This window comes from Pseudomonas soli, from assembly GCF_900110655.1.
Taxonomy (GTDB): Bacteria; Pseudomonadota; Gammaproteobacteria; order Pseudomonadales; family Pseudomonadaceae; genus Aquipseudomonas; species Aquipseudomonas soli.
The window spans coordinates 45,688-71,699 of record NZ_FOEQ01000013.1 but is presented as its reverse complement, the minus strand read 5'-3'; the positions used below and the strand labels follow the sequence as shown (position 1 = coordinate 71,699).

Here is a 26,012-nt window from a genome sequence, read left to right as displayed (position 1 = left end):
TGGTTGGGGAGGTTTACCGGTTGTGCCGGTAACTTTTCGCACATGACAGGAGGGGGATTATACGGCGAAGTCCGGATTGTGCCCGGAGAGTTTGTAGCGGGGGGTTACGACAATATGGGGGCATACGGTTTCGTGGGAGCGGGCTTGCCCTGCGATAGGGGCGTCCTGGCAATCGCGGGGCAAACCCGCTCCCACACTGCACGATATGCCGACGTATCGATCAGGCTCTGTGCGAAATTTTCCGTACGGACTTCAATCCTGGCTGATCGGCAGGATGTAGTTCTCGAACTCGGTGTCCTTGCGAAAGCCCATGGATTCATAGGTCTTGCGCGCCACCTCGTTGTCGCTGCTGGTGGACACGCGCATGCGCACGGCGTTGGATTTCTTGGCCATCTTCTTGGCCTCGCGCATCAGGTTGTCGGCCACCAGCATGCGCCGCGAGTCTTCGGCCACATAGATATCGTTGAGGATCCACACGCGCTTGAGCGACAGCGATGAGAAGCTCGGGTAGAGCTGGCAGAAGCCCATCAGGCGGTCATCGCCATCATCCGGCAGGGCCAGGTAGATGATCGATTCCTTGCGCTTGAGGCGTTTTTCGAGAAAGGCCCGCGAACTGTCCGGGTAAGGCAGTTGCCCATAGAACTCGCGGTATTTCACGAACAATGGGGTGAGCAGGTCAAGGTGTTCCAAGGTTGCCTGGATGATGCGCATGGGCGGGCCTCTGAGTCCATTGGGAATACGGCGGATTGCCAGCAGCGTCCACTGGCATGCTGCCTAAAGCAGGCTAGAAGCGCAATCCGCCTTCGGTGACATGTTTTTTACCCTTCACCGAGCAGGAAGTTTCCGTTTTTCCCGGCAGAATCTTCGCTGTCGATACTAGGGACCTCGGCTTCGTCCTTCAGATTCACCCCCGACAGCTGGCGCCTGCAGGCCTCGCGCATCAGGTACAGCAGGCGATGAGCGGCCATGCCGTAGCTCAGGCCTTCGAGGCGCACATTGGAGATGCAGTTGCGGTAGGCGTCGGTCAGGCCGACCTTCGGCGCGTAGGTGAAGTACAGGCCCAGGCTGTCGGGTGAACTCAGGCCTGGGCGTTCGCCGATCAGCATCACCGTCATGCGTGCGCCGAGCAGCTCACCCACTTCGTCGGCCACCGCGACCCGGCCTTGCTCCACCAGGATTACCGGGGCGCTGCTCCAGCCATCGGCGGCGGCCTGTTCCTCGAAGCGGCTCAGGAAGGGCAGGGTGTGGCGGTGCACGGCCAGCGCCGACAGGCCATCGGCAACAACGATGGCCAGGTCGACGCCGCCAGGGTTGGCCTGGGCGTGCTCGCGCAGACACTGGGCCGAGCCCTCGTGCAGGCGTCGGCCCAGGTCCGGGCGTTGCAGATACTGGTGGCGGTCGCTGGCGGCGCTGTGCAGCAGCATGCTGTCGCGCCCGCGCTCGCTGAGTTGCTGGCGCAGGCCGACGTGGTCGAAGGGCAGGTGCACGGCGTCGCGGGCCTGGGCATGGGCGAACTGGAAGTCCAGTTGGGCGCCGGTCGGCAGGCTGATGCCGGTGCGGCCCAGGGCGATGCGTGCCGGCGTCAGGTTGCGCAGGGCCAGCCAGGGGTTGTCGGGGGTGGGGGTGTGTCGTTCCATGCTCACCTCTAGGCCAGCTGTGCCAGGGCCTGGCGGAAGGCCGCCGGCAGGTTGTCGCCGAAGCGGATACGGCCATCGGCCTGGGTGAAGATACCGGTACGTTCCAGCCACGCCTCGAATTCCGGCCCGGGCTTGAGGCCCAGGGTCTGGCGGGCATAGAGCGCGTCGTGGAACGAGGTGGTCTGGTAGTTGAGCATGATGTCGTCGGAGCCGGGGATGCCCATGATGAAGTTGATCCCGGCCACGCCCAGCAGGGTCAGCAGGGTGTCCATGTCGTCCTGGTCGGCTTCGGCGTGGTTGGTGTAGCAGATGTCGCAGCCCATCGGCACGCCCAGCAGCTTGCCGCAGAAGTGGTCCTCGAGGCCGGCGCGGATGATCTGCTTGCCGTTGTACAGGTACTCCGGGCCGATGAAACCGACCACGGTGTTGACCAGGAACGGCTTGAAGTGCCGGGCCACCGCATAGGCGCGGGTTTCGCAGGTCTGCTGGTCGACGCCGTGGTGGGCGTTGGCCGACAGGGCGCTGCCCTGGCCGGTCTCGAAGTACATCAGGTTCTGCCCGACCGTGCCGCGCTTGAGTGACAGGCCGGCCTCGTAGCCCTCCTGCAACACGTTAAGGTTGATGCCGAAGCCGGCGTTGGCCGCTTCGGTGCCGGCAATGGACTGGAACACCAGGTCCAGCGGCACGCCGCGGTTGATCGCCTCGATCGAGGTGGTGACGTGGGTCAGCACGCAGGACTGGGTGGGGATGTCGTAACGCTGGATGATCGCATCGAGCATTTCCAGCAGCGCGCAGATCGAGGCGATGCTGTCGGTGGCCGGGTTGATGCCGATCATCGCATCACCGTTGCCGTACAGCAGGCCGTCGAGAATGCTCGCGGCGATACCGGCCGGCTCGTCGGTGGGGTGGTTGGGCTGCAGGCGCGTCGATAGCCGCCCGCGCAGCCCCATGGTGCCGCGGAACGCGGTGACCACGCGGATCTTCTGCGCCACCAGCACCAGATCCTGCACGCGCATGATCTTCGACACTGCGGCGGCCATTTCCGGCGTCAAGCCGGGGGCCAGGGCCCTGAGGCTGTGTTCGTCGGCCTGGTCGCTGAGCAGCCAGTCGCGCAAGCCGCCGACGGTCAGGTGGCTGACCGCGGCGAAGGCCGCGGCATCGTGGGTGTCGATGATCAGGCGGGTGACTTCGTCCTGTTCGTAGGGGATCAGCGCTTCGCTGAGAAAGTGCTTGAGCGGGATGTTGGCCAAGGCCATCTGCGCGGCCACCCGCTCGCCGTCGTTGCTGGCGGCGACGCCGGCCAGGTAGTCCCCCGAGCGTGCCGGGCTGGCCTTGGCCATCACCTCCTTGAGGCTGTCGAAGCGGTAGACCTGGTGGCCCACGGTATGCGTGAAACTTGCCATACAGAATCTCCAGGGCGCCGCAGGGCTGGCCTGCGGCGCAAGTCGGCAATCAGTGCAGGGCCTCTTCGGCCTTCTGGATCGCGGCGAATTCCTCTTCCGGTGTACCGGCCACCAGGTGGTGGCGGCTGTAGAACGCAAAGTAGGCAATTAATACTGCATAGATCACCGCGGCGCCAATCACCACCCGCGGATCGACCAGGAAGCCGGCGACCACGGCGATACAGGCCAGTACCAGGGCCACGCTCGAGGTAAAGATGCCGCCGGGGGTGCGGTACGGACGCTCCATTTTCGGGCGGCGGATACGCAGGGTGATGTGCGCGGCCATCATCAGCACGTAGGACAGCGTGGCGCCGAACACCGCCACCAGGATCAGCAGGTCGCCCTGGCCGGTCAGCGACAGGGCGAAGCCGATGATCCCGGGGATCACCAGGGCCAGTACCGGGGCCTTGCTCTTGTTGGTCTCGGACAGTTTGCGTGGCAGGTAGCCGGCGCGGGAAAGCGCGAAGATCTGCCGCGAATAGGCATAGATGATCGAGAAGAAGCTGGCGATCAGGCCGGCCAGGCCCACCAGGTTGACGAAGCCGCCCATCCAGGTCGAACCGCCGTAGGCCTTCGACAGCGCCTCGACCAGCGGGTTGCCTGAGGCCTTGAGGGCTTCGGAACCGGCGCCACCGGGGCCGACCACCAGGATCAACAAGGCGAAGGCCAGCAGCACCAACATCGCGCCGATCAGGCCACGGGGCAGGTCACGCTTCGGGTTCTTGGTCTCTTCGGCGGCCAGTGGTACGCCTTCGACCGCGAGGAAGAACCAGATCGCGTAGGGGATCGCCGCCCAGACACCGACATAGCCGAAAGGCAGGAAGCTGCTGGCGCCGACGGCGTCGGTCTTGGCGATGTCGAACAGGTTCGCTGCATCGAAATGCGGCACCATGCCGATCAGGAACACGGCCAGGGCGATGGCGGCAACCGCGGTGATGATGAACATCAGCTTCAGCGCCTCGCCGACGCCGAAGATGTGGATGCCGATGAACACGATGTAGAAGGCCAGGTAGATCATCCAGCCGCCGATGCCGAACAGCGACTGGCAGTAGGCACCGATGAACACGGCGATGGCTGCGGGCGCGATGGCGTACTCGATGAGGATCGCCGTGCCGGTGAGGAAGCCGCCCCAGGGGCCGAAGGCGCTGCGGGCGAAGCCGTAGCCGCCGCCGGCCGTGGGGATCATCGACGACAGTTCCGCCAGGGAGAAGCACATGCACAGGTACATGGTGGCCATCAGCAGGGTGGCGAGGAACATGCCGCCCCAGCCGCCCTGGGCCAGGCCGAAGTTCCAGCCGGCGTAGTCGCCGGAGATCACGTAGGCCACGCCCAGGCCCACCAGCAGCACCCAGCCGGCGGCACCTTTTTTCAGTTCACGTTGCTGGAAATACTCGGAATTGACCTTTTCGAAGTCGACGGAGGAGCTTGCCGGCGCGCCGGCGGAATGATCGCTTGGCATGGATTCACCTGTTTTTCTTCTTGGTGGCCGGAAGGGTTCCGGGCCGATGGTGATAGGTACTGCAGGAAGCGAGCCAGAGCGGTTGCTGCACGGCAACCGCGCTTGGTTGATCGGCCTCATCGCGGGGCAAGCCCGCTCCCACGTGGGAGCGGGCTTGCCCCGCGATGATTCGTGCTTAGAAGAAGCCCAGCGGGTTGATGTCGTAGCTCACCAGCAGGTTCTTGGTCTGCTGGTAGTGGTCGAGCATCATCTTGTGGGTTTCACGGCCGACGCCGGACTTCTTGTAGCCACCGAACGCGGCATGCGCCGGGTACAGGTGGTAGCAGTTGGTCCACACGCGGCCGGCCTTGATTCCGCGGCCCATGCGATAGGCGCGGTTGATGTCGCGGGTCCACACGCCGGCGCCCAGGCCGAATTCGGTGTCGTTGGCAATCGCCAGGGCCTCGGCTTCGTCCTTGAAGGTGGTGACGCTGACCACCGGGCCGAAGATCTCCTCCTGGAACACGCGCATCTTGTTGTTGCCCTTGAGCAGGGTCGGCTGGATGTAGTAACCGCTGGCCAGCGCGCCTTCGAGCTGCTCCACCTTGCCGCCGGTAAGCAACTCGGCGCCCTCTTCCTGGGCGATCTTGAGGTAGGACTGGATCTTCTCGAACTGCTGCTGCGAGGCCTGGGCGCCGACCATGGTGTCGGTGTCCAGTGGATCGCCGCGCTTGATCTGCAGCACCTTCTTCATCACCACTTCCATGAACTGCGGGTAGATCGATTCCTGCACCAGGGCACGCGACGGGCAGGTGCACACTTCGCCCTGGTTGAAGAAGGCCAGCACCATGCCTTCGGCCGCCTTGTCGATGAAGCTCGGCTCGGCCTGCATGATGTCCTCGAAGTACACGTTCGGCGACTTGCCGCCCAGTTCGACGGTGGAGGGGATGATGTTCTCGGCGGCGCATTTCATGATGTGCGCGCCGACCGGGGTAGAGCCGGTAAAGGCGATCTTGGCAATGCGCTTGCTGGTGGCCAGGGCCTCGCCCGCTTCACGGCCGTAGCCTTGCACCACGTTGAGCACGCCCTTGGGCAGCAGGTCGCCGATCAGTTCCATCAGCACGGTGATGCCCAGTGGAGTCTGTTCGGCGGGCTTGAGTACCACGCAGTTGCCGGCGGCCAGGGCCGGGGCGAGCTTCCAGGCGGCCATCAGCAGTGGGAAGTTCCACGGGATGATCTGCCCGACCACGCCCAGCGGCTCGTGGATGTGGTAGGCCACGGTGGTTTCGTTGATCTCGGCGGCGCCGCCTTCCTGGGCCCGGATGCAGCCGGCGAAGTAGCGGAAGTGATCGACCGCCAGCGGGATGTCGGCGTTGAGGGTTTCGCGGATCGGCTTGCCGTTGTCCCAGGTTTCGGTGATGGCCAGCAGCTCGAGGTTCTGCTCGATGCGGTCGGCGATGCGCAGCAGGACGTTGGATCGGTCCTGCACCGAAGTGCGGCCCCAGGCATCGGCGGCCGCGTGGGCCGCGTCGAGGGCCTTTTCAATGTCTTCGGCGGTGGAGCGGGGGAACTCGGCGATCAGCTTGCCGTTGACCGGGGAGGTGTTCTCGAAATACTGCCCCTTCACCGGCGCCACGAACTCACCACCGATGTAGTTGCCGTAGCGGCTCTTGAAGTTGACCTTCGCGCCTTCGGTGCCGGGATGTGCATAACGCATGATGTGTCTCCTGGTCGTTGTGATTGTTGCGGAGTTACCAAGCGTAGAGCAAAGGTCGGGCCAGCGCCTGGAGGCCCTTGTTTATCAATGACTTGGGTCAAGTGCGGCGCCGCGATTGAAATGACCTGTGCCAGCCTCGGCACGGCCAGGGTGACATTTTGTACCCGTTGCGACACAGGCCGTGACCGCAGGGTCGGTGCAACGTTGCAAAGCGTTCACGCCTGGAGGATGCTGACGGCACGCTCTATCTGCGGAGAACAACAAGAAATGCAGAGCAATCCGTTCAGCCGCCATGCCCAGCAAGTGCTCACGGTCGCCCAGGGCCAGACCAGCGGGCCGGGCAGCGACCCGTCCATCGCCCGCTCCTGGCTGCGTTGCCTGGAGGACTACCACCTCGACCCCGCGCGGGTCCAGGCACCGGTGGTGCTCGAACACGGCCGCCTGCTGGAGAGCCGCGAGCGCCTGCGCCAGGTGCTGCAGATCGCCGACAACGAGATGAACAGCCTGCACCAGCAGTTGTCCGGTGCCGGGCACGCGGTGCTGCTGACCGATGCTCGCGGGGTGATCCTCAACTGCGTCACCGCGCCCAGCGAGCGGCGCATCTTCGAGCGTGCCGGGCTGTGGCTCGGCGCCGACTGGAGCGAGGCCCGCGAGGGCACCAACGGTATCGGTACCTGCCTGGTCGAGCGCCAAGCCCTGACCATTCACCAGGACGAGCACTTCCGTGGTCGCCATACCGGGCTGACCTGCTCGGCCAGCCCGGTATTCGACCCACACGGCGAGTTGCTGGCGGTACTCGATGTGTCGTCGGCGCGGCCCGATGTCTCGCGCCAGAGCCAGTTCCACACCATGGCGCTGGTCAACCTGTCGGCGAAGATGATCGAGAGCTGCTACTTCCTGCGCCACTTCGAGCAGCAATGGCTACTGCGTTTTCACTTGCAGGCCGAGTCGGTCGGGTTGTTCAGCGAGGGCCTGCTGGCCTTCGATGGCGACGGGCGGATCTGCGCCGCCAACCAGAGTGCTTTGAACCTGTTGGGGACCATCCGCGGCGGAGTGCTGGGCAAGCCATTGGACAGGTTCTTCGCCTGCAGCCACGATGAAATGTTCAGCCGCGCCACTCTCCAGGGCAGTACTGCCTGGCCGCTGCACACCCGCGACGGTCGCCAGGTATTCGCCAGCCTGCGCGGCCAGGCACGGGCGCCGGTGTGGTCGGTGCCGGTGGCCTTGCCCCAGACCGCTGCGCCGGGCATCTGCCTGCTCGATCCGGCCTTGCGCGAGGACTTCCGTCGCGCCGTGCGGGTGTTCGAGCGTGACGTGCCGCTGCTGTTGCGCGGCGAAACCGGTTGCGGCAAGGAGGCTTTTGCCCAGGCGGTGCACCAAGCCAGCGCACGCCGTGACAAGCCGTTCGTGGCGATCAACTGCGCATCGATCCCGGAGAGCCTGATCGAGAGCGAGCTGTTCGGCTATCGCGGTGGCAGCTTCACCGGTGCGCGCAAGGAAGGCATGCGCGGCAAGCTGCTGCAGGCCGATGGCGGCACCTTGCTGCTGGACGAGATCGGCGACATGCCGTTGGCGCTGCAGACTCGCTTGCTGCGGGTACTGGAAGAGCGCCAGGTGGTGCCGATCGGTGGTGAGCCGCAGGCGGTGGATGTGCGGATCATCAGCGCCACCCACCGTGACCTGCTGGAGCGGGTGGCGCACGGCGGGTTCCGTGAAGACCTCTATTACCGCCTCAATGGCCTGGAGGTGGCCCTGCCGGCGTTGCGCGAACGCAGCGACAAGGCGCCGCTGCTGGACTTCCTGCTGGCGCAGGAGGCCGAAGGACAGGTCATCGAAATCGAACCGAAAGCACGACAAGCGTTGCTGGACTTTGCCTGGCCAGGGAACGTGCGGCAGTTGCGCAATGTGCTGCGCACGTTGGTGGCGTTGTGCGAGGAGGGGCGGATCGAGTATCCGGACCTCCCGCAAATGGTGCGCAATGTGGGAGTGGGTCCTGCCAACGCCATCGCGGGGCAGGCTCGCTCCCACGATGGTCGTGTGTGTCTTGGCGATGCCGAGCGCCAGGCCTTGCTCAGCGCCCTGGAGGCAAACCACTGGCACATGACCCGCGTCGCCGAGCACCTGAGCATCAGCCGCAATACCTTGTATCGAAAACTGCGCAAACATGGCATAGCCAGGGCCTGCTGAGCGAAACAGCGGGTGCGATTTCCCTCGCCCTGGGCTACCCTGCCTCGACGTTTTGCGAGGTCGATCATGCACATTCATATTCTCGGTATTTGCGGCACTTTCATGGGTTCGCTGGCGGTGCTGGCCAAGGACCTTGGCCACCGTGTCACCGGCTCCGACGCCAACGTGTATCCGCCGATGAGCACCCAGCTCGAAGCCCAGGGCATCGAGCTGACCCAAGGCTACGACCCGGCCCAGCTGGAGCCGGCACCGGATCTGGTGGTGATCGGCAACGCCATGTCGCGGGGCAACCCGGCGGTGGAGTATGTGCTGAACAAGGGCCTGGCGTACGTATCGGGCCCGCAGTGGCTGGCCGACCATGTGCTGCAGGGCCGCTGGGTACTGGCCGTGGCCGGTACCCATGGCAAGACCACTACCAGCAGCATGCTGGCCTGGGTGCTGGAACACGCCGGCATGAGCCCGGGCTTCCTGATCGGCGGCGTGCCGCAGAACTTCTCGGTGTCGGCGCGCCTGGGCGATACGCCGTTCTTCGTGGTAGAAGCCGACGAATACGACAGCGCTTTCTTCGACAAGCGCTCCAAGTTCGTGCACTACCATCCGCGTACTGCGATCCTCAACAATCTCGAGTTCGATCACGCGGACATCTTCCCCGACCTTGCGTCCATCGAGCGGCAGTTCCACCACTTGGTTCGCACCATTCCCAGTGAGGGCCTGGTCATTCACCCGACCACCGAGCAGGCGCTGGAGCGCGTCATCGGCATGGGCTGCTGGACCCCGGTGCAGACCACGGGCGAGGGTGGCCAGTGGCAGGCGCGCCTGCTCAGCGCCGATGGCTCGCGCTTCGAAGTGCTGTTCGAAGGTCAGGCGCAAGGAGTGGTGGATTGGGCGCTGACCGGCCAACACAACGTCGCCAATGCCCTGGCCACCCTGGCTGCCGCCCGCCATGTCGGCGTGGCGCCGGCCATGGGTATCGAAGGCCTGAGCGCCTTCAAGAGCGTCAAACGCCGCATGGAACTGGTTGCCGAGGTTCAGGGCGTGACCATCTATGACGACTTCGCCCACCACCCGACCGCCATCGCCACTACCCTCGATGGCCTGCGCAAGCGCGTAGGCGAGGCGCCGGTGATCGCGGTGATCGAGCCGCGCTCCAACTCCATGAAGCTGGGCGCGCACCGCGACGGCCTGCCGGAAAGCGTCAACGACGCCGACCAGGTCATCTGGTACGCGCCGCCCAACCTGGGCTGGGATCTGGCCGGCACCGCCGCGCAGTGCAAGGTGCCGAGTGTGGTCGCCGACAGCCTCGAGGCGATCATCGAACGGATCAAGGGCCAGGCCCGCCCGGGTACCCATGTGGTGATCATGAGCAACGGCGGCTTCGGCGGCCTGCACGGCAAGCTGGCCGAGGCGCTGAAGTGAGCGGGCCGGAACGCATCACCCTGGCCATGACCGGCGCCTCCGGGGCGCAGTATGGCCTGCGCCTGCTCGATTGCCTGGTGCGCGAAGACCGCGAGGTGCATTTCCTCATCTCCAAGGCCGCGCAACTGGTAATGGCTACAGAGACCGACGTGGTGTTGCCAGCCAAGCCCCAGGCCATGCAGGCGTTCCTGACCGAGTACACCGGCGCGGCCGACGGGCAGATCCGCGTGTATGGCAAGGAGGACTGGATGTCGCCGGTGGCCTCGGGCTCCGGCGCGCCGGCGGCGATGGTGGTGGTGCCGTGTTCCACCGGCACCCTGTCGGCGATTGCCACCGGTGCCTGCAACAACCTGATCGAGCGGGCGGCCGACGTGACCCTCAAGGAGCGTCGTCAGTTGATCCTGGTTCCGCGGGAGGCGCCATTCTCGACCATCCACCTGGAGAACATGCTCAAGCTGTCGCAGATGGGCGCGGTGATCCTGCCGGCGGCACCGGGCTTTTACCACCAGCCGCAGACCATCGACGACCTGGTCGACTTCGTCGTGGCACGCATCCTGAACCTGCTGAATATCCCGCAGGACATGCTGCCGCGCTGGGGCGAGCATCATCATGGGGTCGATGATTGAGGCGGTTTGTGCTGGGGCTGCTGGTGTTGGCCCAGCTCGGTGGCTGCGCCACGGTCCGCACGTTGGATGCCAACAAGCCCGGGGCACCGGTGGTGTATGCCGGGACACGGCTTGACCTGTACGTGATCAATGGTGGGTGCTGTCCAGAAGATCGGTTCGGGGCCGAGGCGCCGGCCTATCCGGGGCTGGACCTTCCTGGGAGCGCGTTGCTCGATACGCTGCTGCTGCCGTTGTCGTTATTGACGGCGGCGGGGGTGGGGTTCAACGCTACCGGTGGGTTGTAACAGCATCGCGGGGCAAGTCGCAGCGGCGAACCGCCGCTCCCACGTCCTTGAGCGATAGCCCGTAGCGTGGGAGCGGGCTTGCCCCGCGATGGGCTTGATGCCTTACTTCTTGCCTAGCTTGCGCAGCTCGTCCGACTCGACCACGCGAATTCCATCCTCCTCCTCCAACGCCAGCCGCCACAGCGCCCGGGCCAGGGTGCAGGCCTCGATGCCGCGGTACTTGCCCGGTATCAGGCGGGCGAAGGGTGCGGCCATGCGCTCACCCAGCCGTGGCTGGATCCGCTCGCCCAGCAATAGCGAAGGCCGCACGATGGTCAATTGCGGCCAATCCTGCTGCTTTAGCGCTTCCTCCATCTCGCCCTTGACCCGGTTGTAGAAGATCGAAGACTTCGGATCGGCGCCGAGCGCGCTGATCACCAGTAGATGGCGGGCGCCCATCTCCCTGGCGCGCTTGCTGAAGGCCACGACCATATCCAGGTCCACGGCGCGGAAGGCCGTTTCAGATCCGGCCTGCTTGAGGGTGGTACCCAGGCAGCAGAACGCTATGTCGACACGGCCAGCCAGTTGCGGGAGAAACATGGCCGGGTCACCCACTGGGTTTTCCAGGTGCGGATGCTCGGCCAGCGGGCGGCGCGTTGGCGCCAGCACGCGGCTGATAGTGGGCTCGTTGAGCAGGCGGTCGAGCAGGTGTTCTCCTGTCAGACCCGTGGCACCGGCAAGCAGGACATGCTGAGGCGTCAGGTACATGGTGTTTCTCCCTCGTTACTACACAGCTTAGTGGGCGCCAGGTGTTTTTGCCTGTTCCTCCGAAGCTGGCTGGGCTTCATTGCGCAAGGCTTGCTCGGCTTGTTGGCGGCGCAGGCGCTGCCAATGGCTGATTACCGCCGGCGGCGCCCAGAGCTGCGGCTCAGAGGCTTCGAAACCTTCCCTTCGTTCTCGTTCGGCAACGCTTTGCCGCGCCAGTTCAAACGCCTGTTTCAGATCGTCGGTCTGGTTCAACGCTTGGGCGAACAGGGCGTCGCCGAAGTAGGTGAAGTCGGCTTCTTCCGAACAGCCGAATGACACCCGGTCTGGCCGGGCGGCGGTCATGACCAGGGTGCGGTCGTCCTTGAGCGGGGCGATGTAGCCACCGGAATAGCAGGCGGAGATGACGATCACCTTGTCGCGGTCCTTCAGCGGGGCGAGGGCGCTGGCCAGCTCGTCGGCGGAGAGGTCGGCCAGTTGCAGGCGTGGTTGGTCGAGCACCAGTTGGTGGTCGTGGCTGCCATGGCTGGTCAGGTAGATGAACACCAGGTCCTCGGGGCCGCTGCGCTCGGCCAAGGTGCGGGCAGCGCGGGTGATGCTCTCACGGGTGGCCATGGGCCGGTCGGCCAGATGATCGCGATGGTTGACCAAGGTGATCTGGCCGAGGGCGCCGAAACGCACCTTGAGCATATTGCTGACATAGTCGGCCTCACGCAGGAACACACTTTGCTGGCCGTCGCCGGCCACCACAAGGCTGTACAACTGCACGGGTGGGACCGACGCAGGCACCTTGGCCAGCGCATCGGCCAGCAGTTTGCCCTGGTTGAGCAGGGCCAGGTCGAGCGGGTCGGGCAAAAGCTTGCCCTGGGCGTCGCGCACGCGCACGCCGTTGACCCAGGTACCGGCTTCGCTGCGACCGTCCGGGTGGGTCAGCTTGCCACGCCCGTGGTAGGCATCGTCGGCGAAACCGCCGATATACTGGCTACCGTCAGCCAGTTGCAAGGTGCCGGTGCCAGCGAAGCGCCAGTCACGGAAACCGCCCTTGTAGCGGCTGCCATCGCTACCCAGCAGTTCGCCCTGGCCGGCCAGCGATCCGTCCTTGAAGTCGCCGATCCAGACGTCGCCGTCGGCGCTCTCGTAGCGGCCACGGCCCTCGAGGCGATTGTCCTTGAACTCGCCGATGTACTGTTCGCCGTCGGCGCTGTCGTAGGTGCCGGCTCCCTGTAGCTGGCCATCGATGAAGTGCCCGCTGAACTGGTTGCCGCTGGCATCGCTGCGCACCCCGGCACCGTTCGGTTTGCCCTTGGCGAACAGGCCCTGGTAACGGCTGCCGTCAGCCAGTTCCAGTTGCCCCGCGCCATCGTACTGGTCGTCCTTGAACTGGCCGCGGTAGGTCTGGTCGTTTTGCTTGAGGGTGCCTTCGCCATCGCGGCGGCCATGCTTGAAGGTGCCGGCGTAGTGGCTGCCGGGCGTGGTCAGGTCACCCAGGCCCTGGAACAGGCCTTCACTGAACTGGCCACGGTAGACCTCGCCGTTGCTGCCATGCCACTCACCCTGGCCGTGCCATTGGCCATCCTTGAAGCTGCCGGCGTACCAGCTGCCGTTGGGATAGTCGATGCGCCCCTCGCCCTGTAGCAGGCCATTCACCACCTGGCCACGGTAGCGGCCGCCATCGGGCAGGCGCGCGTCCGGCGGAGACAGGGATTCGCCTTCGCCACAGGCGGCGAGCAGCAGGATCAGGGTCAGGGGGAGCAGGGGGCGCATGGCGGCTTCCGCGGAAAACGATGCGCCGAGTATGCCGCAGAATACGCCAGGCCGTGAATTGGGGCGCTGCGCGCCCCGTGCGTCTGCTCCAGGCGCGGCGTGGTGGTCAGACGAAGCAGAGTGACAGTGGTTCGGCTATGTAGGCCGGTTTCTCTTCGCCTTCGATTTCAAGGGTTACCGTGGCCTTGAGCAGCCATTGCCCGGGCTTTTTCTCGGTGGCGTCGGTCAAGTCGACCTTGAGTCGTACCTGGCTGTCGACCTTCACCGGCTGGATGAAGCGCACGCTGTCCAGGCCATAGTTGACCACCATCTTCAACCCCTCGGGCAGCACGAGGATGTCCTCCATCAACTTGGGGATCAGCGACAGGGTAAGGAAACCATGGGCGATAGTGCTGCCGAACGGGGTCTTGGCCGCTTTCACAGGATCGACATGGATGAACTGGAAATCGCCGGTGGCTTCGGCGAACAGGTTGATGCGTTCTTGGTCGATCTTCAGCCATTGGGAACGGCCCAGCTCCTTGCCAACGTACTGCGAAAGCTCTGTAACGGGTACATAGGGCATCGCGACATCTCCAGATTGTCATTTGGTACGAATGTTCAAGATCAGCACGCAGCACCGTTTCAGTCAAGTTGCCCGCTTTTCGCCGAATATCGCCTTATAGGCAATTGCTTAGCGTGCTTATAATGACCGCCATGTTCTGACGGAGGTCCCTATGCTGTTGCGTGGTCTGACCTGGCTGGTGCTGTTCCAGTTGCTGGGAACGGCGATCAACCATTTGTTCCTGCACATCCTGCCCGGGCCCATCATCGGCCTGTTGCTGCTGCTGGTGTTCCTGATGGTTCGTGGCGAAGTCGGCCAGCCGCTCAACGAGGCCGCCGGCAGCCTGCTGCGCTACCTGCCGCTGCTGCTGGTGCCGCCGGCGGTGGGGGTGATGGTCTATGCCAGGGACATCGCCGCCGACTTCTGGGCGATCGTCGGGGCGCTGTTGATCTCTTGCCTGGCGACCCTGGTGTTCGTGGGGGTGCTGATGCAGAGACTGATCCACCGCCAGGGCAAGCAAGAGGAGCAGCCATGACCCTCGATTGGCACGGCGCGCTCGACGCGGTCATCCACCATCCCCTGTTCGGTATCGGCATCACGCTGGCCGCCTACCAGCTGGTGCTGGCAGGGTATGAAAAAACCCGCTGGATCTTCCTGCAACCGGTGCTGGTGTCGATGCTGGTGGTGATCGGCATCCTGCTTGTCTGCGGCATCGACTACGCCGAGTACCGCAAGAGCACCGAGATCATGAACATCCTCCTGGGCCCCGCCACCGTGGCCCTGGCGGTGCCGCTCTACCTGAACCTGCGGCGGATCCGTCAGCTGTTCTGGCCGACATTTACTACGCTGGTAGTCGGAGGCCTGTTCGCCACCGTGGCATGCCTGGCGCTGGGCTGGTGGTTTGGCGCCGAGCACATGATCCTGATGACCATGGCGCCGAAGTCGGTCACCTCGCCGATCGCCATGCTGGTGGCCGAGCAGATTGGTGGTGTGGCGGCCCTCGCTGCGGTGTTCGTGCTGATCACCGGGGTGATCGGCGCGATCTTCGGCCCGGCGCTGCTGAGCCGCTTCGGCGTACTCAGCCCCGAGGCCCGGGGCATGGCGCTGGGCGTCACCGCTCACGCGGTGGGCACGTCGGTGGCCTTGCAGGAAAGTGACGAATGCGGCGCCTTCGCCGCGCTGGCGATGAGCCTTATGGGGGTGGCCACGGCGGTGTTCCTGCCGTTGGCGGTCAGCCTGGTGGCTTGAGGAATCGAGATGACATTACCGCTGTTTCCCCTCAATACCGTGCTGTTCCCCGGTTGCCTGCTCGATCTGCAGATCTTCGAGGCGCGCTACCTGGACATGATCGGCCGTTGCATGAAGCAGGGTGAAGGCTTCGGCGTGGTATGCATCCTGGAAGGCGAGCAGGTGGGCAAGGCGGCGCCGGTAGTGGCGTCGGTCGGCTGTGAGGCACTGATCCGCGACTTCGTGCAGCAGGACAACGGCCTGCTGGGTATTCGCGTCGAAGGCGTGCGGCGTTTTCGTGTCGAGAGTACCGAGGTGCAGAAGGACAAGTTGATGATCGGCGAGGTGCAGTGGCTGTCGGAGCTGGCGGACGGACCGCTGCAGGAGCAGGACGATGACCTGCTGGCGCTGCTGCTGGCCCTGGGCGAGCACCCGATGGTCGAGGCGCTGGACATGCCGCGGGATGTCGACGGGCGACAGGCGTTGGCCAACCAGTTGGCCTACCTGTTGCCGTTCGTGGAAGAGGACAAGCTCGACCTGCTGGCCATCGACTCGCCGCAGTTGAGGCTGGAAGCGATCCAGGCATTGCTGGAGCGGATCCAGGGCGAGTTGTTCGCCTGAACCATCCAGGCCCGCTCCGATGGAGCGGGTTGCCCAGTGATGGCCGTCAGTATTGGTAGCGCAGCAACGCCTTGGGCAGCGCGTGCAGGGCAAAGAATGTCAGCAACGCGATGCACGCTGGCAATACCAGCCACCATACCCGCTGCGGCAGCGCGGTGAGTGGCTGGCGATATTGCACCAGGGTCAGGCTCAGCGCGCACACGCAGCATGCCAGCAGCGCGCCGGCGAGGATATCGGTCGGCCAGTGCGCGCCCAGGTATACCCGCGACAGCGCGATGGCCAGGGCCGGAATGCATCCCAGCAGCACCCAGGTCAGGCGCATGCGCGGCGGCTGGCCACGCCCGGCCAGCACCGCCAGCACCAGGAAGAAGGCGAACGATGCCGAGCTATGCCCGCTGGGCATGCTGTAGCTGGTCAGCGGGTCGGTCAGCACCTCGGGGCGGGCGCGGGCGAACAACCATTTCAGCGTGCCGTTGGCCAGGGCTGTGCCGATCAGCGTCGCGCCGGCGAACAGCGCATGGCGCCATTGCCGGGCCAGCAGCAGCAGGCCCGTGAGCAAGCCGCCGAGGAAGAACTGGGTGCGGAAGTCGCCCAGGCGGGTGATCACCACCACGGCGCCGTCGATGGCCTGGCTGCGGTGCTCCTGGACCAGGGTCATGACGCCCTGGTCGAATTCGCTCAAGTAGCGCCAGCCGATGAACAGCGCGGCTACCGCCAGGCCGCTCAGGGCAGCGATCAGGCGGGTGCCGTGACGCTGATCGCGGATGCTGGTGCTCAGGCTCAGGCCGATCAGCACCGCCAGGGTGCCCATGACAATCCCCGCGTCCAGCCAGAAGCCTTCCGGCAGTGGCAGGCGCATCGCCGCGCCGGTGGCCCAGCCGGGCAGCAGGTAGGCCACCGACCAGCCGGCGCCGGCCACCAGGCTAACGGCGATGAAGCGCGGCAGGGGCATGTCGAACATGCCGGCGACCATCGGCAGCATGGGCCGCAGCGGGCCGATGAAGCGGCCAACCAGCAGGCTTGCTATACCATAGCGCTGGAAGTACGCCTCGGCGCTGCCGATCCACTCCGGGTGGCTGCGCAGCAACGGCAGGCGGCGGATGTTCTGGTGGAAGTACTTGCCGATGGCGTAGGAGATCGCGTCGCCGAGCATGCCGCCGAGGAAACCCAGCAATAGGGTTTCGCCCAGGCTGAAGGTGCCGCTGCCAGCCAGCACGGCGACCGCGAACAACAGTACGGTGCCGGGCACGATGATACCGGCGATGGCCAGGCATTCGACGCAGGCCACGAGGAAGATTGCCAGGCCCAGCCACTGAGGGTTGGCGCCAAGCCAGGTGGTCAGGCTGTCCAGCCATTGGCCCATGGTTCAGTTTCCTTGTTCAAGCATGAAGAAGTCTTGCCCTTCGACCTGGCCGCGTCGCAGCGGGTTTCGGGTGCAGTGGCGGGCGTAATCGGCATCGACGAAGCGGTAGGGCAAATGTTCGTCGCGGCCATGGGGTATGCCCAGGCGGGTGGTCTGGATCACCCGGGGGACCGCGATGCCGCAATCCTCGACGTACAGGCGCTCGGGGTCGAAACGCCGGGCATCCCAGTGCGGCACCTTCAGGCCCATGGCGCGGCACAGCAGGGTCTGGCCGTTGCACAGGCGTTCGGGCGGGCGCAGGTTGCCGCTGGCGTCGGGGTTGTTCAGTTGCATCCGGGCCAGGCTGTTGGCATCAGAGATGGTGTCGATCCAGGGGTAGGCGGACTTGATCAGCACCGCGTTGCCCGGGCCCTGGGCGCTGAAGTTCAGTGAGTCGCCGCCGCGGGCGTAGTACATGTAGATATGCCCGCCACCGAGGAATAGCGCCTTGCGCTTCTCGGTGAAACCCAGGGACGCATGGCTGCCCTTGTCGGTGAGGTAGTAGGCCTCGGTTTCGATGATGCGCGCCGCCAGCCATAGGTCGCCCTGGCGGTGACGGATGACCTTGCCCAGCAGGTCGCGGGCGAGGGTCTGCGCATCGCGATCGAAGAAACTGTCGGGCAGGGCGCGGGCCGGGCAGGGGGCTGGGGCGGACATACGGGCGGTTCGTGGCTGTGAAGGCGGGGATGATAGCAATGAATGGCTTAATCGAGGCTGAATCAAGTTGACGCTGTCGCGGGGCAAGCCCGCTCCCACGGAAATGGCTGCATGCCCCGTAGGGCGTGGGAGCGGGTTTGCACCGCGATGACGCTGAGGTGTGTTTCGATACGGGTGGTTACATCTTTCCTACGTATTGGCGGCAGCCATTTTCTACCATCCGCCACCCGCCGCTGGGCGTACCCGAGCGCTCCAGTTATAATCAGCCGATTTCCCCTTTGCCAAGACACCGAACCCATGACCGAGTCCGTTCTTGACTACATGACCCGCCTGGGTCGCGCCGCCCGTGAGGCCTCGCGGGTGATCGGCCGTGCCAGCGCCGCGCAGAAGAACCGCGCCCTGCAGGCCGCCGCCGACGCTCTCGACGCGGCCCGCGACGCGCTCACCGCAGCCAACGAACAGGACCTGGCCAATGGCCGCAAGAACGGCCTGGAACCCGCGCTGCTCGAGCGCCTGGCGCTGACCCCGGCACGCATCGACGGCATGATCACTGGCTTGCGCCAGGTGGCCAGCCTGCCGGACCCGGTCGGCGCCATCCGCGACATGAGCCACCGCCCGTCGGGGATCCAGGTCGGCAAGATGCGCGTGCCGCTGGGGGTGATCGGCATCATCTACGAGTCGCGCCCCAACGTGACCATCGACGCCGCAAGCCTGTGCCTGAAGTCGGGGAACGCCACCATCCTGCGCGGCGGCTCCGAAGCCATCCATTCCAACCGTGCCATCGCCACCTGCATCCAGCGCGGCCTGGCCGAGGCCGGCCTGCCGCCGGCAGTGGTGCAGGTGGTCGAGACCACCGACCGTGAAGCCGTGGGCGCGCTGATCAGCATGCCGGAATTCGTCGATGTCATCGTGCCCCGTGGCGGCCGCGGCCTGATCGAACGCATCAGCCGCGATGCCCGTGTACCGGTGATCAAGCACCTGGACGGTATCTGCCACATCTTCGTCGATGCCCACGCCGACCTGGACAAGGCCTGGCGCGTTGCCTTCAATGCCAAGACCTACCGTTACGGTATCTGCGGCGCCATGGAGACGCTGCTGGTGGACCAGTCGGTGGCCGAGCGCTTCCTGCCGGAAATGGCCCGCCGTTTCCAGGACAAGGGCGTCGAACTGCGCGGTTGCGAGCGCACCCGGGCGTTCATCGACGCCAAGCCGGCCAGCGAAGACGACTGGCACACCGAATACCTCGACGCGATCCTGTCGATTCGCGTGGTCGACGGCCTGGAACAGGCCATCGAGCACATCAACCACTATGGCTCGCACCACACCGATTCGATCATCACCGAGCACCAGGGCCAGGCCCGGCGCTTCATGGCCGAGGTCGACTCGGCGTCGGTCATGCTCAACACCCCGACCTGCTTCGCCGACGGCTTTGAATACGGTCTGGGCGCGGAAATCGGTATCTCCACCGACAAGCTGCATGCCCGCGGCCCGGTCGGCCTGGAAGGCCTGACCTGCGAGAAGTACGTGGTGATCGGCGATGGCCAGCTGCGCGGCCAGGAGCCGTGCTGAGTTGAGCAACCCTGTCGCAGTCCGGCGCGTCGGCATTCTCGGCGGCACCTTCGACCCGGTGCATATCGGTCACCTGCGCAGTGCGCTGGAAGTGGCCGAATTCATGTGCCTGGACGAACTGCGCCTGCTGCCCAACGCCCGGCCGCCGCACCGCGACACTCCGCTGGTGGCTGCGCAGGATCGCCTGGCCATGGTGCGCGGCGCCGTGCAGGGCGTCGAGCGCCTGAGCGTGGATGCCCGCGAGCTGGCCCGCGACAAACCGTCGTACACCATCGACACGCTGGAGTCGATCCGCGGCGAACTGAACGCGCACGACCAGTTGTTCCTGGTGCTGGGCTGGGACGCATTCTGCGGCCTGCCCAGCTGGCATCGCTGGGAAGAGCTGCTGCAACACTGTCACATCCTGGTGCTGCAACGCCCGGATGCCGATGTCGAACCCCCTGACGAGCTGCGCAACCTGCTGGCGGCGCGCTCGGAGAGCGATCCCACCGCCATGTCCGGCCCGGCGGGGCACATTTCGTTCGTCTGGCAGACCCCGCTCGCGGTGTCCGCCACGCAGATCCGACAGCTGCTGGCCAGCGGCAAGTCGGTGCGGTTTCTGGTGCCGGACGCAGTACTGGCCTATATCGAGGCGCACGACCTGTATCGTGCGTCCAACTGACGGCGCCCATGGGCGCCTCAATCAATGAGTTGAACGAGTTTTATATGACCAAGCAGAAAATCAACGGCATCAGCGGCGAAGAACTGGTCGAACTGACCAAGGCCGCGCTGGAAGACGTCAAGGCCCAGGACATCCAGGTCATCGACGTGCGTGAAAAGCACAGCCTGACCGACTACATGATCATCGCCACCGGTACTTCCAACCGCCAGATCAACGCGATGCTGGAAAAGGTCCGTGAAGCGGTCAAGGCCAAGGGCGCACAGCCATTGGGCGAAGAAGGCAAGGGCGACAGCGACTGGGTGCTGCTGGACCTGAACGACGTCATCGTGCACATGATGACCGCCGCCGCCCGCCAGTTCTACGACCTGGAACGCCTGTGGCTGGGCGCCGAGCAGAGCCGCGCCAACGACGGCAAGCACCACAGCCCGGAGCACGCTCACGAGTACTCCGACAAGCTCAAGGACCGGGAATAAGGAAGCGTCGTGCGTCTGCGCCTGATCGCGGTCGGCTCGCGCATGCCCAAGTGGGTCGAGGAAGGCTGGCATGAATATGCCAAGCGCCTGCCCCCGGAGCTTGCGCTGGAGCTGGTGGAAATCCCGCTGAACACCCGCGGCAAGAACGCCGATGTCGCCCGCCTGATCCGTCAGGAGGGCGAGGCGATGCTGAGCAAGGTGCAGCCCGGGGAACGCATCGTCACCCTCGAGGTCCATGGCAAGCCCTGGAGTACCGAGCAACTGGCGGGCGAGCTGGACCGTTGGCGCCTGGATGCGCGTACGGTCAACCTGATGGTGGGCGGCCCGGAAGGGCTGGCGCCGGAAGTCTGCGCACGCAGCGAGCAGCGCTGGTCGTTGTCGCCGCTGACATTGCCGCACCCGTTGGTAAGGATACTCATCGGCGAGCAGATCTACCGCGCCTGGACCGTGTTGTCTGGGCATCCCTACCACAAATGAACCTGTAAGCCTGTCCGATGCCGCAGCAGATCCGCCTCAAGGACCACGAGAAAGACGCCCGCCTGGTGCGCAACCGCGTCGTCGTGGGCGCCGTGGCGGTGGTGCTGCTCGTCTGCGTATTGATCGCCCGGCTGTATTACCTGCAGGTCATCCAGTACGACTATCACTCGACGCTGTCGGAGAACAACCGGGTGCATGTGCAGCCGATCCCGCCGACACGCGGGCTGATCTTCGACCGCAACGGCGTGGTGGTGGCCGACAACCGCCCCAGCTTCAGCCTGGTGATGACCCGCGAACGCGCTGGCAACCCGGGCAAATGGCAGGATGTGCTGGACGTGATCGTCGAGGTGCTCGAGCTCACCCCTGACGACCGTGCCCTGTTCGAAAAGCGCATGAAGCAGGGGCGCAGGCCGTTCGAGCCGGTGCCGATCCTGTTCGAGCTCAACGAACAGCAGATCGCCCGCATCGCGGTCAATCAGTTCCGTTTGCCTGGTGTGGAGGTGGCGGCGCAGCTGGTTCGCCACTATCCTCAGGGCGCGCATTTCGCCCATTCGGTGGGCTATGTCGGGCGGATCAACGAGAAGGAACTGAAGACTCTCGACCCGGTGAACTACAGCGGCACCCACCATATCGGCAAGACCGGCATCGAGCGCTTCTACGAAGACGAACTGCATGGCCAGGTGGGCTACGAGGAAGTCGAGACCAACGCTCGCGGGCGGGTTCTGCGGGTGCTCAAACGCACCGATCCGAAGCCGGGCAAGGATATTGTCCTGAGCCTCGACATCAAGCTGCAGGAAGCCGCCGAGCAGGCGTTGGGCGGGCGCCGTGGCGCCATCGTCGCCCTCGACCCGCGCACCGGCGAGGTACTGGCGATGGTCAGCCAGCCGAGTTTCGACCCCAACCTGTTCGTTACCGGCATCGGTTTCAAGGCCTACGCCGAACTGCGCGACTCGATCGACCGGCCGCTGTTCAACCGCGTGCTGCGCGGCCTCTACCCGCCGGGCTCGACCATCAAGCCGGCGGTGGCGATCGCCGGGCTCGACAGTGGCGTGGTGACGGCGGGCAGCCGGGTGTTCGACCCGGGTTACTATCAACTGCCCAACTACGATCACAAATACCGCAACTGGAACCGTACCGGCGATGGTTGGGTTGATCTGGATGTGGCGATCATGCGGTCAAACGACACGTATTTCTACGATCTTGCGCACAAGATGGGTATCGATCGGCTGTCCAGCTACATGAACAAGTTCGGTATCGGGCAGAAGGTCGCCCTGGACATGTTCGAGGAGTCGCCCGGCTTGATGCCTTCCCGTGAGTGGAAGCGCGCGACTCGCCGCCAGGCCTGGTTCCCCGGCGAAACGCTGATTCTCGGCATCGGCCAAGGCTATATGCAGACCACGCCGCTGCAGTTGGCCCAGGCCACCGCGTTGATTGCCAACAAAGGGGTATGGAACCGTCCGCACCTGGCCAAGACCATTGAAGGCCAGCCGCCGGTGGACGAAAACCCAATGGAAAACATCGTACTGCGCGACAAGTCCGACTGGGCCCGGGTCACCCATGGCATGGAGCAGGTGATGCACGGCGCCCGCGGCACCGCCCGCAAGGCCGCAATCGGCTCGCAGTACCGCATCGCTGGCAAGAGCGGTACCGCCCAGGTAGTGGCGATCAAGCAAGGCGAGAAGTACGACCGCAACAAACTCCAGGAACGCCACCGCGACCACGCCCTGTTTGTCGCCTTCGCCCCGGCTGACGCCCCCAGGATCGTGGTCTCGGTGATGGTCGAGAACGGCGAGTCCGGATCCGGCGTCGCTGCCCCCGTGGTACGTCAGGTCATGGATGCCTGGCTGCTTGACGAGAATGGCCGGCTCAAGCCCGAGTTCGCCCCCGCCACAGTCGCCCAGGAATCGGCCCCGTGAAGAACAACTTCGACCGCATGCTCTCCAGCGAGGACGTGATGCGCAGGCGCGCCAGCTTCCTGCAGCGCATCCATATCGATGGTCCCTTGCTGCTTATCCTGCTGACGCTCGCCGCCGGCAGCCTGTTCGTGCTGTATTCGGCCAGCGGCAAGAACTGGGACCTGCTGATGAAGCAGGCCAGCTCATTCGGCATCGGCCTGGTGTCGATGTTCATCATCGCCCAACTCGAGCCGCGCTTCATGGCGCGTTGGGTGCCGCTGGCGTACCTGGCCGGGGTATTCCTGTTGATCGTGGTTGACGTCATGGGCCACAACGCCATGGGCGCCACGCGGTGGATCAACATTCCCGGGGTGATCCGCTTCCAGCCCTCGGAATTCATGAAGATCATCATGCCGGCGACCATCGCCTGGTACCTGTCCAAGCGCACCTTGCCGCCGCACCTCAAGCATGTGGCGATCAGCCTGATCCTGATCGGCGTGCCATTCATCCTCATCGTGCGTCAGCCCGACCTGGGCACGGCGCTGCTGATCCTCGCCTCCGGCGCCTTCGTCCTGTTCATGGGCGGGCTGCGCTGGCGCTGGATCGTCAGCGTGATCGCGGCGGCGGTGCCGGTGGCGGTGGCAATGTGGTTCTTCGTCATGCATGACTACCAGAAACAGCGCGTGCTGACCTTCCTCGATCCGGAAAGCGACCCGCTGGGCACCGGCTGGAACATCATCCAGTCGAAGGCGGCCATCGGTTCGGGCGGCGTGTTCGGCAAGGGCTGGCTGCTGGGCACCCAGTCGCACCTGGACTTCCTGCCCGAGAGCCACACCGACTTTATCATCGCCGTGCTCGGCGAGGAGTTCGGCCTGGTTGGCATCTGCCTGCTGCTGCTGATCTACATCCTGTTGATCGGCCGCGGGCTGATGATCACCGCCCAGGCCCAAACCCTGTTCGGCAAGCTGCTCGCGGGCAGCCTGACCATGACCTTCTTTGTTTATGTGTTCGTCAATATCGGTATGGTCAGCGGCCTTCTGCCCGTGGTGGGCGTGCCGCTGCCCTTTATCAGCTATGGCGGAACTTCGTTGGTGACGCTGCTGTCAGCGTTTGGCGTTCTGATGTCGATCCATACGCACCGCAAATGGATCGCACAGGTTTGAAAAAGGTGAAGAATTTCATGCAAGCAGTGCGTGGCTGGGCTGCCCGCCTGGCGCCGTGGTTCGGCGCGTTGGGTCTGCTCGGCGCAGTCCAGCAGGCCAATGCCGGTGACTATGATGGTTCGCCACAAGTGGCCGAGTTCGTTGGCGAGATGACTCGCGACTACGGCTTTGCCGGCGAGCAACTGATGGATGTGTTCCGTGAGGTGCAGCGCAAGCAGGCGATCCTCGACGCGATCTCGCGGCCGGCCGAACGGGTCAAGCCGTGGAAGGAATACCGCCCGATGTTCATCACCGATGCGCGCATCGCCCGTGGCGTGGACTTCTGGCGCCAGCACGAGGCCGTGCTGGCCCGCGCCGAGCAGGAATACGGCGTGCCGGCGCAGGTGATTGTCTCGATCATCGGGGTGGAAACCTTCTTCGGCCGCAATACCGGCAACTATCGCGTCATCGACGCGCTGTCCACGCTGGGCTTCGATTACCCGCCACGCGCCGAATTCTTCCGCAAGGAGCTGCGCGAATTCCTTCTGCTGGCCCGCGAAGAGCAACTTGACCCGCTCACGCTCAAGGGCTCCTACGCCGGCGCCATGGGCCTGCCGCAGTTCATGCCGAGCAGCTTCCGAGCCTATGCCGTGGACTTCGACGGCGACGGGCACATCAATATCTGGAACAACCCGGACGATGCCATCGGCAGTGTCGCCAGCTACTTCAAGCGCCACGGCTGGGTGGCCGGGGAGCCTGTGGTCAGCCGTGCCACCGTGCGTGGCGAGCGCGCCGACGAAGGCCTGACCAGCGGCATCGAGCCGGTGAAGACGGTCGCGCAGTTGCGGGCGCTGGGCTGGTCGAGTCATGATGCGCTGCGCGATGATCTGCCGGTCACCGCCTTCCGCCTGGAAGGTGAATACGGCCCTGAGTATTGGATGGGCCTGAAGAATTTCTACGCGATCACTCGCTACAACCGCAGCGTGATGTATGCCATGGCGGTGCATCAGCTTTCGGAACAGCTGGTTCTGGCACGGGGCGTCAAGTAAATGCGCGAAATCTTCACTGTAAATACCGCAAAACTGCTGACCTGCGTCGCCGTCGGCCTGGTGCTGGCCAGTTGCTCGTCGAGCCGGCCCTCCACCCCGCAGAGCGGCAACACCGTGCGTGCGCAACCGGGCCTGGACATCAACCGTGCCCACAAGGATGGCGCGCCCTGGTGGGACGTGGACGTCAACAAGATCCCCGACGCCACGCCGACCGTGCACACCGGCAACTACAAGGCCAACCCGTATACGGTGCTGGGCAAGACCTACTACCCGATGCAGGACTCGCGCAACTACCGCGCCGAGGGTACCGCGTCGTGGTATGGCACCAAGTTCCATGGCCAGAACACTGCCAACGGCGAGCTCTATGACCTCTACGGCATGAGCGCGGCGCACAAGACCCTGCCGCTGCCGGCCTACGTGCGGGTGACCAACCTGGCCAACGGGCGTAGTGTGATTCTGCGAGTCAACGACCGTGGTCCGTTCTACTCCGACCGGATCATCGATCTGTCCTACGCGGCGGCGAAGAAGCTTGGCTATGCCGAGATCGGCACCGCCCACGTGCGCGTCGAGGGCATCGACCCGCAACAATGGTGGGCCCAGCGTGGCCAGCAGCCGCCGATGGTGCTCAAGGAGCCGCAGGTCGCTCAGGCCCAGCCGATTCCCGCCAGCACCGGGCGTGTCGAGCAGTGGACCCCGCCGCCGCAGCAACACGCGGCGCCCGTGGTGCCGGTGCAGGTGGGCGGAAACAATGTGCCGAATGCCAGCGGCGGCAGCATCTTGCAAGTGGGCGCGTTCGCCAACCCGGACGCCGCTGAATTGCTCCGCTCGAAGCTGAGCACCATGGTCAGCGCACCAGTATTCATCAGCTCCGTGGTGCGTAACCAGCAGACCCTGCATCGAGTGCGCCTGGGGCCGATCAACAGCCAGGGCGAGATCCAGCAGGCACAGGACAGCATTCGCCTGGCCAATCTAGGCCAGGCGAAAGTCGTGACTGACTGAGCGGCATCGCGCAGCGAACCCGCGCCCATGCCAGGTGGTCCGAA

The 26,012-nt window shown here is 65.0% G+C and carries 25 protein-coding genes; 15 read left to right on the top strand and 10 right to left on the bottom strand.

What is annotated here, in order from left to right; all coding sequences use genetic code 11:
* Nucleotides 1-252: 252 nt before the first annotated feature.
* The 5 genes from BMY03_RS22305 to exaC all read right to left on the bottom strand — a co-directional run bounded on the left by BMY03_RS22305 (nt 253) and on the right by exaC (nt 6,234).
* Entirely contained in the window at nt 253-711 is a 459-nt protein-coding gene (locus tag BMY03_RS22305) for a GNAT family N-acetyltransferase (protein ID WP_023629652.1), read from the bottom strand.
* Between the two features lie 107 nt (nt 712-818).
* On the bottom strand, nt 819-1,637 hold the full coding sequence (gene eutC, locus BMY03_RS22300) for an ethanolamine ammonia-lyase subunit EutC (RefSeq protein WP_094012295.1): 819 nt from the start codon (nt 1,635-1,637) through the stop codon (nt 819-821).
* Nucleotides 1,638-1,645: 8 nt separating this feature from the next.
* Nucleotides 1,646-3,040 carry an ethanolamine ammonia-lyase subunit EutB gene (locus tag BMY03_RS22295; protein WP_038707272.1) on the bottom strand — a complete coding sequence of 465 codons (1,395 nt, stop codon included), beginning with the start codon at nt 3,038-3,040 and terminating at the stop codon, nt 1,646-1,648.
* Nucleotides 3,041-3,089: 49 nt separating this feature from the next.
* The gene (gene eat / locus BMY03_RS22290) at nt 3,090-4,538 is read right to left on the bottom strand and encodes an ethanolamine permease (RefSeq protein WP_023631529.1); all 1,449 of its coding nucleotides are present in this window, start codon (nt 4,536-4,538) and stop codon (nt 3,090-3,092) included.
* Nucleotides 4,539-4,713: 175 nt separating this feature from the next.
* Complete coding sequence (exaC, locus tag BMY03_RS22285) at nt 4,714-6,234, bottom strand: acetaldehyde dehydrogenase ExaC (RefSeq protein WP_023631530.1); 1,521 nt, start codon at nt 6,232-6,234, stop codon at nt 4,714-4,716.
* 267 nt (nt 6,235-6,501) lie between these two features.
* Between exaC and BMY03_RS22280 the strand changes: the two genes are divergently transcribed.
* The 4 genes from BMY03_RS22280 (at nt 6,502) to BMY03_RS22265 (ending at nt 10,747) form a co-directional block, all read left to right on the top strand.
* Nucleotides 6,502-8,421, top strand: coding sequence for a sigma-54-dependent Fis family transcriptional regulator (locus BMY03_RS22280; protein WP_094012294.1), 1,920 nt, complete (start codon nt 6,502-6,504; stop codon nt 8,419-8,421).
* A 66-nt stretch (nt 8,422-8,487) separates the two neighbouring features.
* Nucleotides 8,488-9,837, top strand: a complete 1,350-nt coding sequence (mpl, locus tag BMY03_RS22275; RefSeq protein ID WP_038707274.1) for a UDP-N-acetylmuramate:L-alanyl-gamma-D-glutamyl-meso-diaminopimelate ligase — start codon at nt 8,488-8,490, stop codon at nt 9,835-9,837.
* Entirely contained in the window at nt 9,834-10,463 is a 630-nt protein-coding gene (gene ubiX / locus BMY03_RS22270) for a flavin prenyltransferase UbiX (RefSeq protein WP_011532009.1), read from the top strand. Before mpl ends, ubiX begins: the two co-directional genes overlap by 4 nt.
* Nucleotides 10,460-10,747 carry a YceK/YidQ family lipoprotein gene (locus BMY03_RS22265; protein WP_038707275.1) on the top strand — a complete coding sequence of 96 codons (288 nt, stop codon included), beginning with the start codon at nt 10,460-10,462 and terminating at the stop codon, nt 10,745-10,747. Before ubiX ends, BMY03_RS22265 begins: the two co-directional genes overlap by 4 nt.
* A gap of 102 nt (nt 10,748-10,849) precedes the next feature.
* Here the strand turns inward: BMY03_RS22265 and BMY03_RS22260 are convergent, their stop codons facing one another.
* From BMY03_RS22260 to BMY03_RS22250, 3 genes are all read right to left on the bottom strand, one after another.
* A complete protein-coding gene (locus tag BMY03_RS22260; protein WP_023631663.1) occupies nt 10,850-11,494 on the bottom strand; it encodes an oxidoreductase in 645 nt (214 codons plus the stop codon).
* A 27-nt stretch (nt 11,495-11,521) separates the two neighbouring features.
* A complete protein-coding gene (locus BMY03_RS22255; protein ID WP_094012293.1) occupies nt 11,522-13,255 on the bottom strand; it encodes a C13 family peptidase in 1,734 nt (577 codons plus the stop codon).
* A 106-nt stretch (nt 13,256-13,361) separates the two neighbouring features.
* Nucleotides 13,362-13,817 carry a MaoC family dehydratase gene (locus tag BMY03_RS22250; protein ID WP_023631661.1) on the bottom strand — a complete coding sequence of 152 codons (456 nt, stop codon included), beginning with the start codon at nt 13,815-13,817 and terminating at the stop codon, nt 13,362-13,364.
* Nucleotides 13,818-13,968: 151 nt separating this feature from the next.
* On the opposite strand from BMY03_RS22250, the gene BMY03_RS22245 reads away from it, so the two are divergent.
* Genes BMY03_RS22245 through BMY03_RS22235 form a run of 3 tightly spaced genes read left to right on the top strand, consistent with a single transcriptional unit; the run spans nt 13,969 to nt 15,644 of the window.
* Nucleotides 13,969-14,331: a CidA/LrgA family protein gene (locus tag BMY03_RS22245; protein WP_023631660.1), complete on the top strand. Its 363-nt coding sequence runs from the start codon at nt 13,969-13,971 to the stop codon at nt 14,329-14,331.
* Entirely contained in the window at nt 14,328-15,044 is a 717-nt protein-coding gene (locus BMY03_RS22240; RefSeq protein WP_023631659.1) for an LrgB family protein, read from the top strand. Before BMY03_RS22245 ends, BMY03_RS22240 begins: the two co-directional genes overlap by 4 nt.
* A 9-nt stretch (nt 15,045-15,053) precedes the next feature.
* Entirely contained in the window at nt 15,054-15,644 is a 591-nt protein-coding gene (locus BMY03_RS22235) for an LON peptidase substrate-binding domain-containing protein (protein ID WP_094012292.1), read from the top strand.
* Nucleotides 15,645-15,690: 46 nt separating this feature from the next.
* Here BMY03_RS22235 and BMY03_RS22230 read toward each other — a convergent pair whose 3' ends face one another.
* Complete coding sequence (locus tag BMY03_RS22230; RefSeq protein WP_094012291.1) at nt 15,691-17,007, bottom strand: bifunctional DedA family/phosphatase PAP2 family protein; 1,317 nt, start codon at nt 17,005-17,007, stop codon at nt 15,691-15,693.
* A 3-nt stretch (nt 17,008-17,010) separates the two neighbouring features.
* Nucleotides 17,011-17,703 carry a DNA-3-methyladenine glycosylase gene (locus tag BMY03_RS22225; RefSeq protein WP_094012290.1) on the bottom strand — a complete coding sequence of 231 codons (693 nt, stop codon included), beginning with the start codon at nt 17,701-17,703 and terminating at the stop codon, nt 17,011-17,013.
* A gap of 297 nt (nt 17,704-18,000) precedes the next feature.
* On the opposite strand from BMY03_RS22225, the gene BMY03_RS22220 reads away from it, so the two are divergent.
* The 8 genes from BMY03_RS22220 to BMY03_RS22185 are packed head-to-tail and all read left to right on the top strand — an operon-like array spanning nt 18,001 to nt 25,968.
* Nucleotides 18,001-19,272 (top strand): glutamate-5-semialdehyde dehydrogenase, encoded by a 1,272-nt coding sequence (locus tag BMY03_RS22220; RefSeq protein ID WP_094012289.1) that lies wholly within the window; start codon nt 18,001-18,003, stop codon nt 19,270-19,272.
* Complete coding sequence (gene nadD / locus BMY03_RS22215) at nt 19,241-19,933, top strand: nicotinate-nucleotide adenylyltransferase (protein ID WP_046857282.1); 693 nt, start codon at nt 19,241-19,243, stop codon at nt 19,931-19,933. Before BMY03_RS22220 ends, nadD begins: the two co-directional genes overlap by 32 nt.
* A 44-nt stretch (nt 19,934-19,977) precedes the next feature.
* Nucleotides 19,978-20,406 (top strand): ribosome silencing factor, encoded by a 429-nt coding sequence (rsfS, locus tag BMY03_RS22210; RefSeq protein WP_031315360.1) that lies wholly within the window; start codon nt 19,978-19,980, stop codon nt 20,404-20,406.
* Nucleotides 20,407-20,415: 9 nt separating this feature from the next.
* Nucleotides 20,416-20,883 carry a 23S rRNA (pseudouridine(1915)-N(3))-methyltransferase RlmH gene (gene rlmH / locus BMY03_RS22205; RefSeq protein WP_023631106.1) on the top strand — a complete coding sequence of 156 codons (468 nt, stop codon included), beginning with the start codon at nt 20,416-20,418 and terminating at the stop codon, nt 20,881-20,883.
* Nucleotides 20,884-20,900: 17 nt separating this feature from the next.
* On the top strand, nt 20,901-22,799 hold the full coding sequence (mrdA, locus tag BMY03_RS22200) for a penicillin-binding protein 2 (protein ID WP_094012288.1): 1,899 nt from the start codon (nt 20,901-20,903) through the stop codon (nt 22,797-22,799).
* A gap of 38 nt (nt 22,800-22,837) precedes the next feature.
* The gene (rodA, locus tag BMY03_RS22195) at nt 22,838-23,941 is read left to right on the top strand and encodes a rod shape-determining protein RodA (RefSeq protein ID WP_052062270.1); all 1,104 of its coding nucleotides are present in this window, start codon (nt 22,838-22,840) and stop codon (nt 23,939-23,941) included.
* Between the two features lie 17 nt (nt 23,942-23,958).
* Complete coding sequence (mltB, locus tag BMY03_RS22190) at nt 23,959-24,969, top strand: lytic murein transglycosylase B (protein ID WP_094012327.1); 1,011 nt, start codon at nt 23,959-23,961, stop codon at nt 24,967-24,969.
* The gene (locus tag BMY03_RS22185; protein ID WP_038707279.1) at nt 24,970-25,968 is read left to right on the top strand and encodes a septal ring lytic transglycosylase RlpA family protein; all 999 of its coding nucleotides are present in this window, start codon (nt 24,970-24,972) and stop codon (nt 25,966-25,968) included.
* The last annotated feature ends 44 nt before the right edge of the window (nt 25,969-26,012 follow it).

Bases quoted from the DNA above. Each gene is read 5' to 3' on its own strand.
- eutC (WP_094012295.1), bottom strand. From the start codon at position 1,637: ATGGAACGACACACCCCCACCCCCGACAACCCCTGGCTGGCCCTGCGC.
- nadD (WP_046857282.1), top strand. From the start codon at position 19,241: ATGGCCAGCTGCGCGGCCAGGAGCCGTGCTGAGTTGAGCAACCCTGTC.
- rsfS (WP_031315360.1), top strand. From the start codon at position 19,978: ATGACCAAGCAGAAAATCAACGGCATCAGCGGCGAAGAACTGGTCGAA.
- mltB (WP_094012327.1), top strand. From the start codon at position 23,959: ATGCAAGCAGTGCGTGGCTGGGCTGCCCGCCTGGCGCCGTGGTTCGGC.
- BMY03_RS22260 (WP_023631663.1), bottom strand. From the start codon at position 11,494: ATGTACCTGACGCCTCAGCATGTCCTGCTTGCCGGTGCCACGGGTCTG.
- BMY03_RS22255 (WP_094012293.1), bottom strand. From the start codon at position 13,255: ATGCGCCCCCTGCTCCCCCTGACCCTGATCCTGCTGCTCGCCGCCTGT.
- BMY03_RS22250 (WP_023631661.1), bottom strand. From the start codon at position 13,817: ATGCCCTATGTACCCGTTACAGAGCTTTCGCAGTACGTTGGCAAGGAG.
- BMY03_RS22185 (WP_038707279.1), top strand. From the start codon at position 24,970: ATGCGCGAAATCTTCACTGTAAATACCGCAAAACTGCTGACCTGCGTC.
- BMY03_RS22240 (WP_023631659.1), top strand. From the start codon at position 14,328: ATGACCCTCGATTGGCACGGCGCGCTCGACGCGGTCATCCACCATCCC.
- BMY03_RS22235 (WP_094012292.1), top strand. From the start codon at position 15,054: ATGACATTACCGCTGTTTCCCCTCAATACCGTGCTGTTCCCCGGTTGC.
- mpl (WP_038707274.1), top strand. From the start codon at position 8,488: ATGCACATTCATATTCTCGGTATTTGCGGCACTTTCATGGGTTCGCTG.
- BMY03_RS22220 (WP_094012289.1), top strand. From the start codon at position 18,001: ATGACCGAGTCCGTTCTTGACTACATGACCCGCCTGGGTCGCGCCGCC.
- BMY03_RS22305 (WP_023629652.1), bottom strand. From the start codon at position 711: ATGCGCATCATCCAGGCAACCTTGGAACACCTTGACCTGCTCACCCCA.
- BMY03_RS22280 (WP_094012294.1), top strand. From the start codon at position 6,502: ATGCAGAGCAATCCGTTCAGCCGCCATGCCCAGCAAGTGCTCACGGTC.
- BMY03_RS22245 (WP_023631660.1), top strand. From the start codon at position 13,969: ATGCTGTTGCGTGGTCTGACCTGGCTGGTGCTGTTCCAGTTGCTGGGA.
- BMY03_RS22225 (WP_094012290.1), bottom strand. From the start codon at position 17,703: ATGTCCGCCCCAGCCCCCTGCCCGGCCCGCGCCCTGCCCGACAGTTTC.
- exaC (WP_023631530.1), bottom strand. From the start codon at position 6,234: ATGCGTTATGCACATCCCGGCACCGAAGGCGCGAAGGTCAACTTCAAG.
- mrdA (WP_094012288.1), top strand. From the start codon at position 20,901: ATGCCGCAGCAGATCCGCCTCAAGGACCACGAGAAAGACGCCCGCCTG.
- BMY03_RS22295 (WP_038707272.1), bottom strand. From the start codon at position 3,040: ATGGCAAGTTTCACGCATACCGTGGGCCACCAGGTCTACCGCTTCGAC.
- eat (WP_023631529.1), bottom strand. From the start codon at position 4,538: ATGCCAAGCGATCATTCCGCCGGCGCGCCGGCAAGCTCCTCCGTCGAC.
- rodA (WP_052062270.1), top strand. From the start codon at position 22,838: ATGCGCAGGCGCGCCAGCTTCCTGCAGCGCATCCATATCGATGGTCCC.
- BMY03_RS22230 (WP_094012291.1), bottom strand. From the start codon at position 17,007: ATGGGCCAATGGCTGGACAGCCTGACCACCTGGCTTGGCGCCAACCCT.